The organism is Actinomadura coerulea, assembly GCF_014208105.1.
Classification (GTDB): domain Bacteria; phylum Actinomycetota; class Actinomycetes; order Streptosporangiales; family Streptosporangiaceae; genus Spirillospora; species Spirillospora coerulea.
In genome coordinates this window covers 3985896-4002906 of record NZ_JACHMQ010000001.1, presented here as the reverse complement: position 1 = coordinate 4002906, position 17011 = coordinate 3985896, and the positions used below count along the sequence as shown (strand labels likewise).

Genomic DNA, 17011 nt, shown 5'->3' with positions numbered 1-17011 from the left:
TACCAACCTCAGTGCCAGCCAGCTTGGCGGACGCCGAACTGCCCCGACTTCGCCATCCAGCTCCGTAAAAGCCCACTTCCTCCCTGGCTCGAAGGCCGGGGCATCAACCGAGGAGTCCCGATGAGCGAAGCGAACCGCGGGGTGCGAGGGAGCGTTCACTCGCGGGGAGCGGGGCTGCTTTATGGCGGGGACTACAACCCCGAGCAGTGGCCCGAGGAGGTCTGGGCGGAGGACGTCCGGCTGATGAACGAGGCCGGGGTCAACCTGGTGACGGTCGGCGTGTTCTCCTGGGCGCGGCTGCAACCGGGCCCGGACGACTGGGACTTCGGGTGGCTCGACCGGCTGCTGGACCTGCTCGCCGAGCACGGGATCGCCGCCGACCTCGCCACCGCCACCGCGTCGCCGCCCGCCTGGCTGGTGCGCCGCCACCCGGAGATCATGCCCGTCACGGCGGACGGCGTGCGGCTGGAGTTCGGTTCCCGCCAGCACTACTGCCCGTCCTCGCCCGTCTACCGGGGATCGGCGACGCGGCTGGCCCGGATGATCGCCCAGCGGTACCGCGCGCACCCGGCGGTCGTGCTGTGGCACGTCCACAACGAGTACGGCGACCACGTGACCGAGTGCTTCTGCGCCACGTCGGCGGCCGCGTTCCGGGCCTGGCTGCGGGAGAGGTACGGCGATGTCGCGGAGCTGAACCGCGCCTGGGCGACGGACTTCTGGTCGCAGCGCTACGGCCGGTGGGAGGAGATCGAGCCGCCGCGCGCCGCGCCCGGGCCGGTGAACCCGACCCAGCTGCTCGACTGGCGCCGGTTCTGCTCCGACGCCCTGCTCGGCTGCTACCTGGCGGAGAAGGCCGTCCTGGACGAGGACGGCGGCGGCCTCCCGGTGACGACGAACTTCATGTCGATGTTCAAGCCGCTGGACTACTGGAAGTGGGCGGCGCACGAGGACGTCGTGTCCGACGACGCCTACCCCGACCCGGCCGACCCGGCGGCGCACGTGAACGCCGCGATGAACTTCGACCTGATGCGCTCGCTGAAGGCCGGCCGGCCGTGGCTGCTCATGGAGCAGGCGCCGTCGGCGGTGAGCTGGCGCCCGGTCAACGTTCCGAAGCCGCCCGCGCTGGGACGGCTGTGGTCCTTCCAGGCGGTGGCGCGCGGCGCGGACGGCGTGCTGCACTTCCAGTGGCGGGCGTCGCGCGCCGGGGCCGAGAAGTTCCACAGCGCTCTCCTCCCGCATCGCGGCACCGGCTCGCCGCAGTGGGACCGGACCGTGCGCCTCGGGCGCGACCTCGCCCGGCTCGCCGAGGTCGCGGGCACCCGCACCGCGGCCGACGTCGCGATCGTGCTGGACTGGGACTCCTGGTGGGCGCTGGAACTGGACGACCACCCCTCGTCCCGGCTCCGGCTCAAGGACCTCACGCTGTCCTGGTACGGCGCGGCGCACGCCCGGAACGTGGCCGTCGACTTCGTCCCCCGGGGGGCGGACCTGGCGCCGTACCGGCTGGTGCTGCTGCCCAACCTCTACATGGCGAGCGATGAGACGGCCGCCTGGCTCGGCTCGTACGTCGCGGACGGCGGACGGTTGGTCTGCGGCTTCTTCAGCGGCATCGTCGACGATCACGACCACGTGCATCTCGGCGGCTATCCGGCGCCGCTCCGGAACGTGCTCGGAGTCGTCGTCGACGAGTTCTGGCCCGTCCCGGACGACGCGTCCGTCGAGGTGGCGTTCGGCGAACGAACGGTCCCGGCGACGCTGTGGAGCGAATGGCTGGAGACCGCCGGGGCGGAGACCGCGGCCGTCTACGGCCCCGGGGCGCTCGCCGGCCGTCCGGCGGTCACCCGCAACGCGCACGGCGCCGGGCGGGCCTGGTACGTGAGCTGCCACCTGGGCGACGGCATCGGGTTCGTGCTGGACGAGGCGTTCGCCGACGCGGGCGTCCGCCCGGTGCACGCCGTCCCGGACGGGGTCGAGGCCACCCGCCGGGACGGGCCCGCCGCGTCCTACCTCTTCCTGCTCAACCATCGCGACGCCGAGACGGACGTTCCCGTCCCGGGCGGCGTCGATCTGCTGTCCGGCACCGCCGTGCGGGGAACGCTGCGGCTGCCCCCGCTCGGGGCGGCGGTGCTCAGGACGGCCCACCCCCACCCCGAAAGGTGATCATGCGACGACCGCTCAACGCCCTGGCCGGGCTCACGCTCGGCTCCGCCCTCCTTGTCGGCGCCGTGCCGGCGTCCTCCGCGGCCGAGCGGAAGGCCGGGCCGGAGGGCTACGCCGACGTGCTCGACATGCACGGTGTCCCGGCCAACGCGCTTCCCGCGGAGGTCAACGAGGTCAACGTCTTCAGCGACCGCGGCGCGTGGCACGCCTACGCCCTGCCGCGGCCGGGCGACAAGGACGCCTACGGCGGGTTCTCCGGGCCGCTCTACATCGCCCAGGAGTACCCGTGGTGGCTGAGCAAGGCGTTCAGCCGCATCCGGCTGCGCGCGGACGGCCGGGACCTCGACCTCGGTGCCGCCGGCGCGCCCCGGCTCACCGCGCTGCCCGGGATGCTGCGCCAGGTCTACGACCTGCCGGGCCTGCGGCTCACCCTCGAACTGCGCTTCGCCTCCGGGCACAGCGCGCTCGTCCGCGCCTCCGTCGCCAACACCGGGACCGGTCCCCGGACGGTGGAGGTCGGCTGGAGCGGTTCGCTGCTGCGCCCGGACGACGAGCCGATGAAGAGCGCGCCGTCCCTGCACGCCACGGCGCGCGGCGTCGCCGTCGGCTTCGCCCGCGTCCGCGAGCAGTGGGACTACCTCACCGACGGCACCGAACGGTTCGAGGTGACCCACGCCGACCCGGTCCGCACCACCGTCACCGGCGACTCCTACCGCACGGACCTGGCGCGCCCGCTCACCCTCGCGCCGCGCGGCTCGTCCGAGCTGACCTGGGCCGAGTCCTACACCTTCACCGCCGCCGAACGGCAGCGGGAGGCGGCGGCCGTCCGCGACCTGCTGCGCCGCCCCGGGAAGGCGATCGGCGACACCGACGCCCGCTGGCGCCGGTACGTCGAGGCCGTCACCGCCGACGTGCCCGCCGGACGGCGGCGGCTCGCGGTCAAGGCGCTCGAGACCCTCGTCACCAACTGGCGCGGCCCGGCAGGGAGGCTCGACCACGGCGGCATCACGCCGTCCATCTCCTACAAGTGGTTCACCGGCGGGTTCTGGGCCTGGGACACCTGGAAGCAGGCGGTGGGCGTGGCGGGCTTCGACCCGGCGCTCGCCCAGTCGCAGATCAGGTCGATGTTCGACCACCAGATCACCGCGGACTCGCGGGACCGGCCGCAGGACGCCGGCATGATCCCCGACTGCCTCTTCTACAACGACCCCGCCCGCGGCGGCGGCAACTGGAACGAGCGCAACACCAAGCCGCCGCTGGCCGCCTGGGCGGTCTGGGAGACCTACCGGCGCAGCGGCGACGTCCGGTTCCTGCGCGAGATGTATCCGAAGCTGGTCGCCTACCACGACTGGTGGTACCGCACCCGGGACCACGACCACGACGGCCTCGCCGAGTACGGCGCGACCGTCGACCCGGCCAACGACACGCCGGAGGCCCGGCGGCAGGCCGCCGCGTGGGAGAGCGGCATGGACAACGCCCCGCGCTTCGACGCCGCGCTCGGCACCACCGCCGTGGAGAACCGGGACGCCGCCGGTCGGGTCGTCGGCTACTCCCTGAACCAGGAGTCCGTCGACCTCAACTCCTACCTCGCCGCCGAGAAGGGCTACCTCGCGGCGATCGCGCAGCGGCTCGGCGACCGTGCGGCGTCCCGCCGCCTGACCGCGCAGGCGCGGACGCTGACCGCCGCGATCCGCACGCGGATGTACGACCCGGCGACCGGCTACTTCTACGACACCGACCTCGCGTCGGGCCGGCGCCTCACCGACCGGGGCCGCGGCATCGAGGGCGCGATCCCGCTCTGGGCGGGCGTCGCGTCCGGGCCCCAAGCGGCCGCCGTCCGCGGCAGGCTGACCGACCCGGAGGAGTTCGCCACCCCGATGCCGTTCGCGACGGTGTCGAAGAGCTCGCCGTACTTCGCCCCGGAGAAGTACTGGCGCGGCCCCGTCTGGCTCGACCAGGCGTACTTCTCCCTGGAGGGCCTGCGGAGGTACGGCTACCGCGCCGACGCGTCCGTCCTCGCCGACCGCCTGCGCGGCTCGGCGTCCGGCCTTCTCGGAGACGGGCCGATCATGGAGAACTACAACCCGCTGACGGGGGCCCCGCTGAACTCGACCAACTTCAGCTGGTCCGCCGCCCTGCTGCTGGCCCTGGACTGACGCCGCCAGGGGGCGGCTCCGGCCTCAGGGCCGCCCCCTGGTCAGCTCTTGTGGGGGATCTGCTGCACGGTCCCTCCGTCGATGACGAACTCGGCTCCGGTGGCGAAGGACGACTCGTCGCTGGCGAGGAAGACGACGAAGGAGGCGACGTCCTCCGGCAGGCCGGGGCGTCCGAGGGGGATCGGGACCATGTCGTCGGGGATGCCTTCGGTGAGCGGTGTCCGGATCAGGCCGGGGTGCAGGGAGTTGACCCGGATGCCGTGCGGGGCGAGCTCCACGGCGACCGACTTCGTCAGGCCCCGCAGCCCCCACTTCGAGGCCACGTAGCCGTGCGCCCAGGAGGTGCCGCGAAGGCCCTCGATGGAGGAGTTGTTGATGATCGAACCGCCTCCGGCGGCGATCAGCGCGTCGGTGGCCGCGCGGATGCCGAGAAACGGGCCGGTGAGGTTGACGTCGATGATCTGCCGCCACTTCTCCGGCCTGAACCGGTTGACGGCCGCGCCGTTGGCGATCCCCGCGTTGTTGAACAGGACGTTCAGCGCGCCGAACTCCGCGACGGTGGTCTCCACGGCCGCCGCCCAGTCCGCCTCGCTGGTCACGTCGAGGTGCACGTAGCGTCCCGCGTCGCCCAGCTCGTCCGCGACCGCCCCGCCCTCGTCGTCGAGGATGTCGCCGATCACGATCCTGGCGCCCTCGGCGGCCAGGGCCCGGGCGCTGGCCGCGCCGATGCCGCGTGCCCCGCCGCTGATCAGAGCGGTCTTCCCGTCCACACGTCCCATGGTCGCCGTTCCTCTCTGCCGGTGCCCCGGTCGGTCAGCGCCGCCGCGAAGACCCCGCGGGCGGTGGTGAAGGGCAGGTCGAGCGGCGTCCGCAGCCCCGGCGGCGCCGCGACGACGTCGGGGATCGCGTTGACGATCCGCCCGGCGCCCGCGGCGATCGCGGCGTAGTTGTGGTCGCCCTTGGCGCTGGCCGGGCAGATGTCGACGCGGTAGGACGGCTCGCCGGTGATCTCGACCCGGTAGGAGCCGCCGTCCTGCGCCGGCTGCGGCCAGTCCGGCCGCAGGTCGCCGCGCAGCCGGGTCGTGTGGTCGATGACGAGGACCTCCCGGCCGCCGGCGACGCCGGTGATCGTGAACCGGACGGCCGCCATCCCGCCGGCGGGGATGTGCCCGGCGGCCACGTCGAACGCCTCCGGCGCCGGCTCCTGCTCGAACCACTCGGTGATCTCGTCGAGCTCGAAACCGAACCCCCGGGCCAGCATCCGGAGACTGACGCCCCACGACGCGGCGAGCATCCCCGGCCGCAGCAGCTTCGGCAGATCCCCCACGGGGCGGCCGAAGCCCATGAAGTCGAACATGACCGGGCCGCCGTCGTAGGTCGCGTAGTCGGCGATCTCCGAGCAGCGCACCTGCTCCACCCGCTGGCAGGTGCTCGCGATCGCGAAGGGCAGCAGGTCGTTCACCCAGCCCGGGTCCACTCCGGTGGTGAAGACGCTCGTCCCGCCCGCCCGGCACGCGTCCTCGATGGGACGGATCATGCGGTCCGGCAGCAGGCCCCAGGGGTAGATCAGCGGCACCGGGGAGGAGGCGACCACGTTGCTGCCCGCGGCGAGGATCTTCCCGATGTCGGCGAGGGCGCCGGGCAGCCGGGTCTCGCCGATCGCGCAGTAGACGGTGCAGTCCGGCCGCGCGGCGAGGGCCGCGTCCAGGTCCGCGGTGGCCGCGACGCCCGTGACCACGTCGAGCCCGGCGAGCTCGCCGGCGTCGCGCCCGGCCTTCGCGGGGTCCGACACGACCAGCCCGGCCAGCTCGAAGCGGGGATCCTCGATCAGCTGCCCGAGGGCGATGCGGCCGACGTTGCCGGTGGCCACGTGCAGGACGCGGATGGCCATGATGCTCCTCGACGGGGAGAACGGTCGATAGAACCCGTTACCGGACCACGTGGCGGCGGCCGATTTCGACGTTCACCGCGCCGTGCTGGTCAGCTGGCTGGACACATGTCCAGCATAGGTCGAGCCCTGCTCTCCTTGCAATGGTCGACCCCGCGGCCCCTATCCGGACAGGTGTCCGGACAGCCTTCCAGTCCAGTTGGAACGCGTTCTACTATGACGCCATGCGCAACGGAGCCGCGCCCGCCCCGGGACCGGGCTCCGGCACCCCGGCCCGGCCGCCGCCGGGCGGGACCGCCGAGGCAAGGAGATCCGCAGATGGCCCACCCGCCGGCGACGCCTCCGGGCCGGTACGCCGCCCTGACCCGCGCGGAACTCGCGGTCCTCGTGCCCGAGCTGCTCCTGATCGGCCAGCTCATCGACCGCTCCGGGATGGCGTGGTGCATCTCCGCGTTCGGCAGGGAGGAGATGGCGCGCATCGCGATCGAGGAGTGGGCGGCGTCGAGCCCGATCTACACCAGGCGGATGCAGCGGGCGCTGGGCTACGCCCCCGACGTGCCGGGCGAAGGCGACGTCCCGACGATCTTCAAGGGCCTGCAGCTCGACATCGGCGCGCCACCGCAGTTCATGGACTTCCGCTACACCGTCCACGACCGGTGGCACGGCGAGTTCCACCTCGACCACTGCGGCGCCCTGATGGACGTGGAGCCGATGGGCGACGACTACGTCCGGTCCATGTGCCACGACATCGAGGACCCCACCTTCGACGCCACCGCGGTCGCGACCAACCCCAAGGCCCGGGTGCGGCCGATCCACCGGCCGCCGCGCCGCCCCGCCGGCCGGCACCCCCACTGCGCGTGGACGGTGGTCATCGACGAGTCCCACCCGGACGCCGAGGGCATCCCCCTGCTCGCCGACAACGAGCGCTCCCGCGCCGCGACCCTCGGACTCGCGCCGATCGACCCGTCCGACGACGGGCTCGCCGACTACTCCGGGCCCCTGCTCTCCGACCTCGACTTCGCCGCGTTCTCCCGGTCGGCGCTGGCACGGATCGCCGACGAGGTCTGCCTCCAGATGCACCTGCTCGACCGGGCCTTCGCGCTCGCCGTGGCCCGGCGGGCCTCCGGCGCCGGGGAACTGCTCCGCATCCGCCGCAAGCAACTCGTCGGCATCGCCGGGGTCGCCGCGGAGCGGCTCGCCCGCGCCCTGGACGTGCCGCGCGACGCCGAGGGAGCGGCCCGCCTTCTCGCGGTGCACCCCCTCCTCAACCCCGCCGCCTACGTCGACGCCGACATCGAGGGCGCGGACGTCGCCGTCCGTCCGTCCCCGGCGCATGAGGACGGCGCCTGGATCTCCCTCTGCGGACCCGGATGGACGACCGCGCTCCAGGCCGTCGTCCGCGCCGTGGACGACCACCTCGACGTCGAGGTGACCGGCCCCGGCGACGGGGAATGGCGACTGACCGTGGTCCGCCGCGACGACCCCGCCCCGGAGCCCGGCGAGGTGGCCGTCGTCCGCTTCAGCACCGGCACCGCCTTCGCCTTCCAGCCCCGCCGCCCCCTGCCGATCACTCCGGTCTGAGGCCGCCCGCGCGCAGGGCGGGGGCCAGCCAGCGGTACAGGACGGCGCGGACCTCGGCCTCGTCCCGCGGAGGCTCGCTCGGATGCTGCAGCAGCGAGGTCAGCAGGCGCATGACGATCTCGGCGAGGCCGTCGAGCTCGTCCTCTGCGACACCGGCGGCCGCCCAGTCGACGGGGAAGCGCTTCAGCATCTCGGCGCCGTAGGCGATCGCCTCCGCGGTGGTGGCCCCGCGGCCGAAGGCGGCGGAGTCCTCCAGCTGGAGCAGCAGGCTCAGCCTGGGCTCGTTCGGGATGGTCCGCACACAGAAGACCATGCCCTCGACCACGGCGTCGGCCGGGTCGCCGATGCCCTGGAGGTGGGCGATCAGCCGGTCGACGAACGACTCGGCGCCCTGGGCCGCGACCTCGCCGATGATGTCGCTGATGCGGCCGAAGTGGCGGTAGACGGTCTGGCGGGTCACCCCGAGCTCGTTCGCGACGTCGGACAGCGTCGTCTTCACGACGCCGTGCCTGTCGATGCAGCGGACGGTCGCGTCGACGATGCGCTGCCGGGCCTCGGCCTCCGACGCGGGAGGCCGGCCGCGCCAGCCGTGGTGCCCCATGGGCCTTAGGATCGCACAGGCTCCGCCGTCCGCCGGAACATGATCGCGCGGTGCGCGGCCACGATCATCCCGGTGGCGGCGACGGAGCACAGCGCCGCGTACCACAGGCTGCCGATCGGCGTCCCCCGCTCGGTGACGCCGCCGGTCGAAGCGAGGTACGCCGGCAGCGCGACGAGCCAGAAGACGACGTGGACGCCCAGGTACAACGCCGGATAGGTCCGCGCGAACAGCGGCGAGGCCACCGCGCCGCCCTCGCCGGAGCGCCCGGCGCGCCACGCGTCGGCGAGCAGGAGGATGCCGGCGACCCAGACCGCGGCGAGCTCGGCGCCGAGGATGGCCCGCTGAATCCCGAGGTGGCCCTCGAAGGCGCCGCTGGGGGCGCTGACGACGATCATCGCCAGGGGTGTCACGGCGCCCGCGACCAGGGTGCGCCGACCGATCCGCGGGCCGGCGAGGGGCCCGCGGCCGTCCCGTTCGCCGACCAGGCGGACGACGAGGTAGGTCATCGCGCCGAAGGAGACCGAGGCGAAGAGCAGCATGCTGTTCATCGGCACCGACGCGAGCGCCGGCTGGTTGATCTTCTCGTTGGCGGTGTTCCACGCCCACCACCTCAGCTGGGGGCCGAGCTGGTCGAAGACCTCGTAGAAGACCTGGCAGGCGAACGCGACCGCCACCGAGCCGACCAGCGGCCCGCGCCGCGCGAAGACGCCGAGCACCCGGACGAGCTCGTAGGCGAGCTGGGAGATCGCGGGATAGAACGCCACGATGTACAGCGGCAGCCGGTCGTACATGAACTGCACGGTGAACACGTTGTGGGAGAAGATGAACCCGACGTGGTCCTGCAGACCGAACCAGCCGGGGAAGTACAGGGGCGGTTCGATCACGGCCAGGTAGACGACCGAGGCGAACCACAGCGAGATGTTGACCGGGTCGCCGTCGCGCCGCCACCGCCGCCACGCGTGGACCAGGGCGAACACCGCGCCGCCGACGATGAGCAGTTCGAGCGCGGCCATGGTGCCGTCGGCCAGGTCGAACGGGTTGCGGAAGCTCACCACGGGGTCGGCGCCGTGGCAGGAGAAGCCGAGCCGCCCGGCGACGCGCTCGGCCGCCGAGTCGCAGGTGTGGTCCATGAGCCGCCTCCCGGCGTCAGGTGCCGACAAGGTCGTCGCCGCGGGCCGGCGGGGCGCCGGGACCGGTATGGCCGGTGAAGTCGATGCCGGGCGGATCCCGCCGGTAGTCGAACCCGTGGGGAACGACGGTGCGGCCGAGGCGCTGCCGCAGCTTGTACCGGACGACGCCGAACCAGAACCGCGGATCGGCGGCCATCTGCCGGAGCGACCTGTCGAGGTTGAACACCTGGGCGAACGTCCGTTCGACGTAGTCGTCCTCGCGGCTCGCGGCGGTGATGGCGTTGAAGACCGGCCAGCTCAGGCGCGCGGTGAGCCCGCGGCGCCAGGCGGCGGCGACCTCGGTCCCGGTCGCGAAGTCGTACGCCTGGTCACGGGCCATCGCCAGCATCCAGGGCACCTGGAGGGACTTCCTCTGCCCGCGCAGGAACTCGCGCGTGAACGCGAGGTCGACGGCGCCGCGCCTGCGCAGCACCTCGTCGAGGATGAGCGCCGAGCGCGCGGCGGAGCTCATCCCCTGGGCGTAGAAGGGGTTGAAGGCGCAGATCGAGTCGCCGACGCACACCAGCCCGACCGGGGGGGCCTTGAGCAGGTCGTACCGGCGCCACTTGTTGCCGGTGGAACGGGTCAGGTGCACCGCGGAGGTCGGAGTGCAGGCACGGGCGGCCTGCGCGAACACCGGTGTCCGCACACGGTCCAGGGCGTCCTCGAACGCCTCCGCCTTGCGCGGCATCTCAAGACCCCACGACCCCATGCACACGATGGCGCGCCCGCCCTCGATGGGGAAGAAGTTGCTGAGGAACTCGTGCTCTGCCGGGTGGTCGCCGCTGTCCTGGGTCGGAGTGATGACCAGGTGCTTCCACCACCACGTCTCCGGGCGCCGCCCCGCCGGGGGCAGGTCGTACCAGCGCGAGGTGTAGGTGACCTTGGCGTCGAGCGTCTTCTCCGGCGGCGCGGGCCACCCGGCCGCGCCGAGCCACTCCACGACCGAAGAACCGCGTCCCAGAGCGTCGACGACCAGGTCGGCCGCAAGGTGGCCCTCGCTGTCGTACTCGACCCCTTCGACGCGACCGCCCGTGGAGCGAAGCCCGGTGACGGTCACCCCCTCGCGGATCTCGATGGCCGGCAGCTCGCGGACCTTGGCGCGCAGAACCCGCTCGATCAGCACCCGGGAGCTGTACACCATCGTCATCGATCCGGACTTGCGCGGTGCCCAGCCGTCGTTCTCGCAGTAGGCCGCGTCCATCGACGGCATCAGGTGCATCCCGCCCGCGGCGATGAGCGCCTCCTCGAACCCGGGGAAGATCTCTCCGATCGCGCGCCGCCCGGAGTTGAGGAGGAAGTGCGGGTGCTTGCTCTGCGGGACGCCCCGCCGATGCTCGGCCTCCGGCGGCAGCCGGTCCCGCTCCAGCACGACCACCCTCTCGAAGTGGCGGGCGAGCACCCCCGCGGCGCACAGCCCCGCCACACTGCCGCCGAGCACCACGGCCGTCCCACGCGGCATGCCGCCACCACCCATCCATTCATACACTCAACGAGTGAATGTATGATTAACCCATGCGGAGGCCCCGCGCAAGGGTCGGCATATCTGGTCTTGAGCGACTGGAGACACGCGGACCTGGCCCACCTGCGCCCGTCCCGGCGCAGACCGAGTACCCGGCGGCTACTTCCAGAGGTAGTCATAGCGGGCAGGGGCCTGGGCGACCAGAACCTGGCCGTCTCTGACCTGCCACTCAGTCTGGTGTCCTTCCTCCTGGAAGACGAGGAAGAGCCCGCACACCCGGTCGCCGTCCTCGTCCGCCGCGGGGAGGGCGGCGATCTGCCGAACCTGGTCGAGGACTTCGCCGGAACCGGAGGAGCGAACCGCTCGGGCGTAGCACGCCGCGTCGAGCCAGCCGCCTTCCGGAAACGTCCATCCCGCAGGGTCGCCGCGGCGGATGATGCGCTCGGCATCGGCCCTCTGCCCGTGGAACTCCAGCCAGCCGCGTATGTAGACCCAGGCGCCCATGCCGCCATGATGCCGGGGAACGGTCCTCGCCCACGCAGATCGGAGTCCCGTGAGCTGGTTGCCTCCTGAGGAGTACGTCCGCACTCTTCCGAACGCCACCATGTACGCCGCCTTGTACTTCACCGACGTCGACGGCGATCCTCTCTTCCTGCGCTCGGCACTGGGCGTGGAGACCTGGCAGTTCCCCGGCGGCAACGTGGAGCACGGCGACGCCACCCCGTTCGCCGCGGCCGTGCGGGAGTGCGGAGAGGAGACCGGCATCGAGTTCGACGAACCGCCCGTCCTCCTTCTGACGCACTTCCTCCCGGCCCAACCGAGGTGGCCCCGCGCGAAGATCGGGTTCATCTTCGACGGCGGAACGCTCACGGACGCCGAACTCGGCCGGATCGTCCTGGACCCGTCCGAGCACACCGAGTGGCTCGTCCAACCGATCGGCGCCTGGAAGGCGACGATGAGCCCGCGCTCGTTCAGCCGGGTCGCGGCCGTGCACGAGGCCAGAAGCAGCCGATCCGCGACGTTCCTCTGCGAACCGCCGCCCGCGTAGCTCGTCCGGGTGTCGGCCGCGCCCGCTCCGTCTCAGGGGAGGCGGAAGGCGAGGAGGGTCTTGTCCTGGGCTGCCACGAGGGTGCGGTCGCGGGTGGCGAGCGCCCATTGCCTGGTGGGGGAGGAGGTGGAAACGGGGTGGTTCCAGACGAGCTCGCCCGTCTCGGCGTCCCAGCCGTAGAGTCCCGCGCCCGTGGCGCCGGCCACCCCGGTGCAGATCATTCCGCCGGCGGCGACCAGCCGGGCGGTGCGGGTCGCGGGCGTGTTGACGGACCAGACCCGGCGGCCCGTGCGGGCGTCGAACGCGATGAGCCGCGGGTTGTCGAGGATGTAGGCGTACTTCCCGCTCACCAGGAGGCTCCGTTCCTGCCCGCCGGGCGAGGCCGGTGTGTAGGTCCACCGCTCCTGGCCGGTGGACGCGTCCAGGGCGTACAAGGTCGGGCTGCCTGTGTAGACCGTCCCGCCGGCCACGGTGAAGTCCTGGGAGAGCTGAGCCTCGTCGTGGGGCTTCGCCGCGGCCTTGGGAAGCTCGACGGCCCAGAGACTGCGGCCGGTGTCGGCGGCCAGCGCCTCCAGCCTGACGCCCGACGGGTTGCGGAAGATCAGGTTCCCGCCGCCCTCGGGGACGAAGGTCAGGCCGCCCTCCGGATCCGCCCAGCGGAGCGCGCCCGTCGCGGTGTCGAGCCCGACGAGCAGGCTGTCCGCCCCGCGGGGGGTGCCGATCGCGACGAGGGTGTGGTTCGTGATGCCGTAGAGGAAGCAGAGGGAGGTCTCGGAGGGCCACTCGTAGGCCCAGAGCCGGCTGCCGGTGGCGGCGTCCACGCCGAAGACGGTCTGGTCCCGGCCGGTGATGACGAGTTTCCCGTCGTCCGGCCCCACCAGCTCGGGGTAGTCGTCGCCGGCGGCCACGTCGCTGCTCCACCTGACCCGGTGGGACTCGTCCATGGCGATCAGCCGGTCCTCCTCGTCCGGGACGCCGTAGATCATGTTCGGTCCGGTGACCGCGACGGAGAACCTGCTGGACCACAGCTGCCGCCCGGTGTCGAGCGAGTGCCAGCGGTACACCGGTCCCTCGTCGTGGGGGACGACCGTCCGGGAGAGGACCTCGACGGCGAAGCGCCGGTCGCTGAGGTCGCCGATCGTCGTCCGCCACAGCGGCTTCGGCGGGGCGGGCCTCCGGCCGGCCCCGCCGTTCGCCGCGGCCAGTGCCGCGGCCGTCCCGCCGCCGATGACGGCGAGCCCAGCGGCGGCGGCGCCGCCGAGCAGCAGCCGGCGACGGGTGCGGGACTTGGCGAGCTCCCGTATGTCCAGGAGGAGCGTGTCCTCCCGCTGCCGCAGCTCCTCGCCGAGGGGGCCCGGAAGCCACCCGGGTGCCACCGGCTCGGCCGCCAGAAGCGACGGAAGCAGCTCGGTGGGCGGACGCTCGCCGGGGTCGCGGCTCAGGCAGGCGGCCACCAACCGCTCCAGGGACGCCGGTACGCCGTTCAGATCGGGCGCCTCGTGCAGGCTCCGGTGAATGATCGCGGCCAACGCATCCCTGCCGAACGGGGGACGACCGGTGGCGGCGAAGGCCAGCACGGCCCCGAAGGCGAACACGTCGGCGGACGCGGTGAGCGTCCCGCCGCGGATCTGCTCGGGGGACATGTAACCGGGGGAGCCGATGATCTGCCCCTCGGAGGTGAGCGCCCGCGTGGGCCCGCGGGACGCGTCATGGTCGGCGGCCTTGCTGATGCCGAAGTCGATGACCCGGGGCCCGTCCTTGGCCAGCAGGATGTTGGCCGGTTTGAGGTCGCGGTGCAGCAGCCCCGCCGCGTGGATCGCGATCAGGGCCTCGCCCAGCCCCGCGCCGAGCGTGCGCAGCAGCGGCTCGGGCATCGGCCCGTACCGTTCGACCGTCTCCTTCAGGCTGAGCCCGTTGACGTACGCGGTCGCCAGCCACGGGACGGCCCCGTCCGGATCGGCCTCGACCACCGGGCTGGTGAACGCGCCGCTGACCCGCTGGGCGGCCGCGACCTCGGCCCGGAACCTGGCCCGGAACCCCGGGTCCCCGGCGAGCTCCGGCCGCACCACCTTGACCGCCACCGCCCGTCCGGCCGGGGACGCGCCCAGGTACACCCGTCCCATGCCGCCCTCGCCCAGCCGCCGCAGCACCCGGTACCTGCCGATGCGGTCGGGGTCCTCGGGCACTGGCGGGGCCGTCACGAGGCCGCCCGGAAGCAGAGCAGCCGCTCATGATCGGTCGCGAAGACCGACGAGCCGGACACGGCGACGTCCCACTTCCCGGCGCGGGGGACGTCGCCCCAGTGCGCCCACAGTCCCCGGCCGGAGGCCGTGGCGGCGAAGACGCCGCCGCCGAACGCGACCGCGAGGGCGTCGTCCGACGCCGCCTCGTGCCCCGCCTCGCCAACGAACTTCTCCGGACCTGCCAGGGTCCACGCGGAGGCCCCGGTCGCGCGGTCGTGAGCGTGCAGGTCGTCACCCCTGAAGATCACTTTGCCGGCCGCGTGCAGGACGGAGGGGAACTCCGCGCCGGCGGTCCGCGACCACACCCTCTTCCCACCGGCAGTGTCGACCGCCTGGAGCGTGTCGGCGAAGTTCCCGAAGACCCTGCCGCCGGATACCGCGATGCCCTGGGTCAGCCACTCACGCCCGTTCTTGGACCAGTCGACGGTCCAGCGCCTGCGGCCGGTGGCGAGGTCGACGGCGCTGAGCGTGTGCTTCACATTGAGGTACAGGCCGTTCCGGTCGACCGCGCCTTCGACGGTCGAGTCGGCGAGGGGGAGCCGCCACCGGGCCTTGCCGCGGGCGAGGTCCACGGCCCACACGGCCGGGACGTCCTCGTCCGAGGACGTCCCCGACTCCAGCAGGACCGCGCCGTCGGCCACGCCGAAGACGGAACCGGGAAACGCGCCGTCGGGCATCGGCAGATGCCTCGGCTCACCGGACGCCGCGTCGACCAGGGTGATCGTCGTCTCGCCGTCGAGACCGCCGCCGTTCGGGAGGATGAACGTCGACCCGTTGACCGCGCTGCCCGTGAACATGCCGACGTCCGCCGTCCACAGCCGCCGCCCCGATGCGGCGTCCACCCCGTATGCCGCGTCTTCGCCGCCCCACAGCACGACACCGCCCGCGACCAGCAGGTGCGATTCGTCGGACCCGACAGGCGCGGGCGGGACGAACGTCCACGCCGGCGCGGGCGCCGCGGCGATGGCGGTCCCGCGGGGCGCGGGCTTGGCGGGCTTGGACTTCCCGCCCGCCAGGGCCCAGCCCGCCGTCCCCGCGCCGATGCCGGTCACGGCGACCGCCGCCCCGGCGGCCAGCCCCAGCACCCGCCGCCGCCGCAGGCCGCCGGAGGCCGTCTCCTCGATCCTCGGCAGCGGCGGCGGCGGCGCCACGGGCCCGGACGAGATCCGGTTCGCCTCGGCCTCCCTGGCCGCCAGGTCCCGGCGAAGCGCCGGAGAGATGAGCGCCGAAGGATCGGCGGGGGTCAGCGCCGCGAGCACGTCCGTGAGCGGAGGCCGCCGGTCCGGTCGCTTGTCCAGGCAGGCGGCCAGAATGCTCCGCAGCGACGCGGGCAGCCCGTCCAGACGGGGTTCGCCGTACATGATCTCGTACAGCAGCGCGCCCGGGTCGCCCTCGCCGAAGGGCCGGGCCCCCGTGGCCGCGTAGACCAGCACGCCCCCCAGCGCGAACACGTCCGCCCCGGGCCCCGCGTCCTTGGCCCCGGCGACCTGCTCGGGCGCCAGGTACGCCAGCGTGCCGATCATGCCGCCGGTACGGGTGATCTGCGTGGCGTCGACGACCTTGGCGATCCCGAAGTCGATGATCTTGGGGCCGTCCTCGGCCAGCAGGACGTTGCCGGGCTTGAGGTCGCGGTGCACCAGCCCCGCCCCGTGGACGGCCTGCAGCGCCTCGGCGAGCCCCGCGCCCAGAGCACGGACGGCCGGTTCGGGCAGCGCCCCGCCGTCTTCGACGGCCTCCTTCAGCGTGGGCGCTGGGACGAAGCCGGCGGCGAACCAGGGTTGCGACGCGTCGGCGTCGGCGTCCAGCACGGGCGCCGTGTACAGCCCGCTGACCTTGCCCGCCGCGCCGATCTCGCGGCGGAACCGCTCCCGGAACCCCGGATCCTCGGCGGAGTCCGGCCGAATGAGCTTGAGAGCCGCCAGCCGCCCACCCCGCGACCGGGCGAGATAGACGACCCCCATCCCACCGGCACCGAGCCGGGCGAGAATTCGATACCCGCCGACCCCAACGGGATCCCCCGGCTGGAGTGGCCCCATCCCGCCCCCACCTCGAACGAACACCAGTGTCTGTAAGTCTATCGAACCTCCACCCGCTCAACTCGACCTCGCTGCCCCCGCCGGTCGCCAACGTGGTCACTCGACACGAGCAAGGCGCCGGCGGCATCAACTCCCTCAATTGGAGTCAAAGACGCCCCGCTCCCTTCAGCCGAGAGCCACAGTGACACCGTAAAGCCGTGGAATCGGCAAGCCTGGCCCCCGAAACCGTCGCTCTGTTGCTCCGTGACCTCTGCATCGATCTCGGGTTCTGCCTGTCGCCGGTAGCTCGTGCGAATGCCTGTGACCGGGTCCCGCGCGCTTGGCAGCTTGGAGAATGTGTGCGAGAAGTTGTCCGGGTCGGTTGGCGTGCCCATCTCGGACGGGCAGCCTGTGATCCTGCCACGCTTCACCGAGCGCGAGCCGCGCCTTTGCCTGGTCGGCATGCAGAGTGCGGAGCACGCTCATGGCCTGCGTTGTGAGCACGAGCGTCCCGGCGCGACTCGGCCGTCTTCAACTCACTGAGCATGATGCGCGTCTTCCGCCCGCAGCTCTTGATTGGGAGGCCGGGGACGACGTACGGCTCGGCAGGCTGACCGGGGGCGGTGAACGCGTCGGCAGGCAGACCGTCGATGAGCAGCGGCGAAGCCGTGCTTGCGTTCGAGCGCGC

12 protein-coding genes are annotated in these 17011 nt (G+C 72.9%); 4 read left to right on the top strand and 8 right to left on the bottom strand.

Annotated features, from left to right (window positions below; genetic code table 11):
- Positions 1 to 120 precede the first annotated feature (120 nt).
- Positions 121 to 2160: a beta-galactosidase gene (locus tag BKA00_RS18350; RefSeq protein ID WP_185026609.1), complete on the top strand. Its 2040-nt coding sequence runs from the start codon at positions 121 to 123 to the stop codon at positions 2158 to 2160.
- 2 nt (positions 2161 to 2162) lie between these two features.
- Positions 2163 to 4316 (top strand): MGH1-like glycoside hydrolase domain-containing protein, encoded by a 2154-nt coding sequence (locus BKA00_RS18345; protein ID WP_185026608.1) that lies wholly within the window; start codon positions 2163 to 2165, stop codon positions 4314 to 4316.
- 41 nt (positions 4317 to 4357) lie between these two features.
- On the opposite strand, the gene BKA00_RS18340 is transcribed toward BKA00_RS18345, so the two are convergent.
- On the bottom strand, positions 4358 to 5095 hold the full coding sequence (locus BKA00_RS18340; protein ID WP_185026607.1) for a glucose 1-dehydrogenase: 738 nt from the start codon (positions 5093 to 5095) through the stop codon (positions 4358 to 4360).
- Complete coding sequence (locus BKA00_RS18335) at positions 5065 to 6207, bottom strand: NAD(P)H-dependent amine dehydrogenase family protein (protein ID WP_185026606.1); 1143 nt, start codon at positions 6205 to 6207, stop codon at positions 5065 to 5067. The genes BKA00_RS18340 and BKA00_RS18335 overlap by 31 nt, the downstream gene beginning before the upstream one ends.
- 315 nt (positions 6208 to 6522) lie before the next feature.
- Here BKA00_RS18335 and BKA00_RS18330 point away from each other — a divergent pair, with 315 nt between their 5' ends.
- Complete coding sequence (locus BKA00_RS18330) at positions 6523 to 7785, top strand: hypothetical protein (protein WP_185026605.1); 1263 nt, start codon at positions 6523 to 6525, stop codon at positions 7783 to 7785.
- On the opposite strand, the gene BKA00_RS18325 is transcribed toward BKA00_RS18330, so the two are convergent.
- The 4 genes from BKA00_RS18325 to BKA00_RS18310 form a co-directional block, all read right to left on the bottom strand.
- Complete coding sequence (locus BKA00_RS18325; protein ID WP_185026604.1) at positions 7772 to 8386, bottom strand: TetR/AcrR family transcriptional regulator; 615 nt, start codon at positions 8384 to 8386, stop codon at positions 7772 to 7774. The two genes, BKA00_RS18330 and BKA00_RS18325, sit on opposite strands and share 14 nt — an antisense overlap.
- 5 nt (positions 8387 to 8391) lie before the next feature.
- Entirely contained in the window at positions 8392 to 9516 is a 1125-nt protein-coding gene (locus BKA00_RS18320) for a hypothetical protein (RefSeq protein WP_185026603.1), read from the bottom strand.
- 16 nt (positions 9517 to 9532) lie between these two features.
- Positions 9533 to 11017, bottom strand: coding sequence for an FAD-dependent oxidoreductase (locus BKA00_RS18315; RefSeq protein WP_185026601.1), 1485 nt, complete (start codon positions 11015 to 11017; stop codon positions 9533 to 9535).
- Between the two features lie 159 nt (positions 11018 to 11176).
- A complete protein-coding gene (locus BKA00_RS18310; RefSeq protein ID WP_185026599.1) occupies positions 11177 to 11521 on the bottom strand; it encodes a hypothetical protein in 345 nt (114 codons plus the stop codon).
- Between the two features lie 49 nt (positions 11522 to 11570).
- Here BKA00_RS18310 and BKA00_RS18305 point away from each other — a divergent pair, with 49 nt between their 5' ends.
- Positions 11571 to 12065 carry an NUDIX domain-containing protein gene (locus BKA00_RS18305; protein WP_221493201.1) on the top strand — a complete coding sequence of 165 codons (495 nt, stop codon included), beginning with the start codon at positions 11571 to 11573 and terminating at the stop codon, positions 12063 to 12065.
- A gap of 32 nt (positions 12066 to 12097) precedes the next feature.
- Here the strand turns inward: BKA00_RS18305 and BKA00_RS18300 are convergent, their stop codons facing one another.
- Positions 12098 to 14266 (bottom strand): protein kinase domain-containing protein, encoded by a 2169-nt coding sequence (locus BKA00_RS18300; RefSeq protein ID WP_185026597.1) that lies wholly within the window; start codon positions 14264 to 14266, stop codon positions 12098 to 12100.
- Positions 14263 to 16344 (bottom strand): protein kinase domain-containing protein, encoded by a 2082-nt coding sequence (locus tag BKA00_RS18295; protein ID WP_268248191.1) that lies wholly within the window; start codon positions 16342 to 16344, stop codon positions 14263 to 14265. The genes BKA00_RS18300 and BKA00_RS18295 overlap by 4 nt, the downstream gene beginning before the upstream one ends.
- Positions 16345 to 17011: the final 667 nt, after the last annotated feature.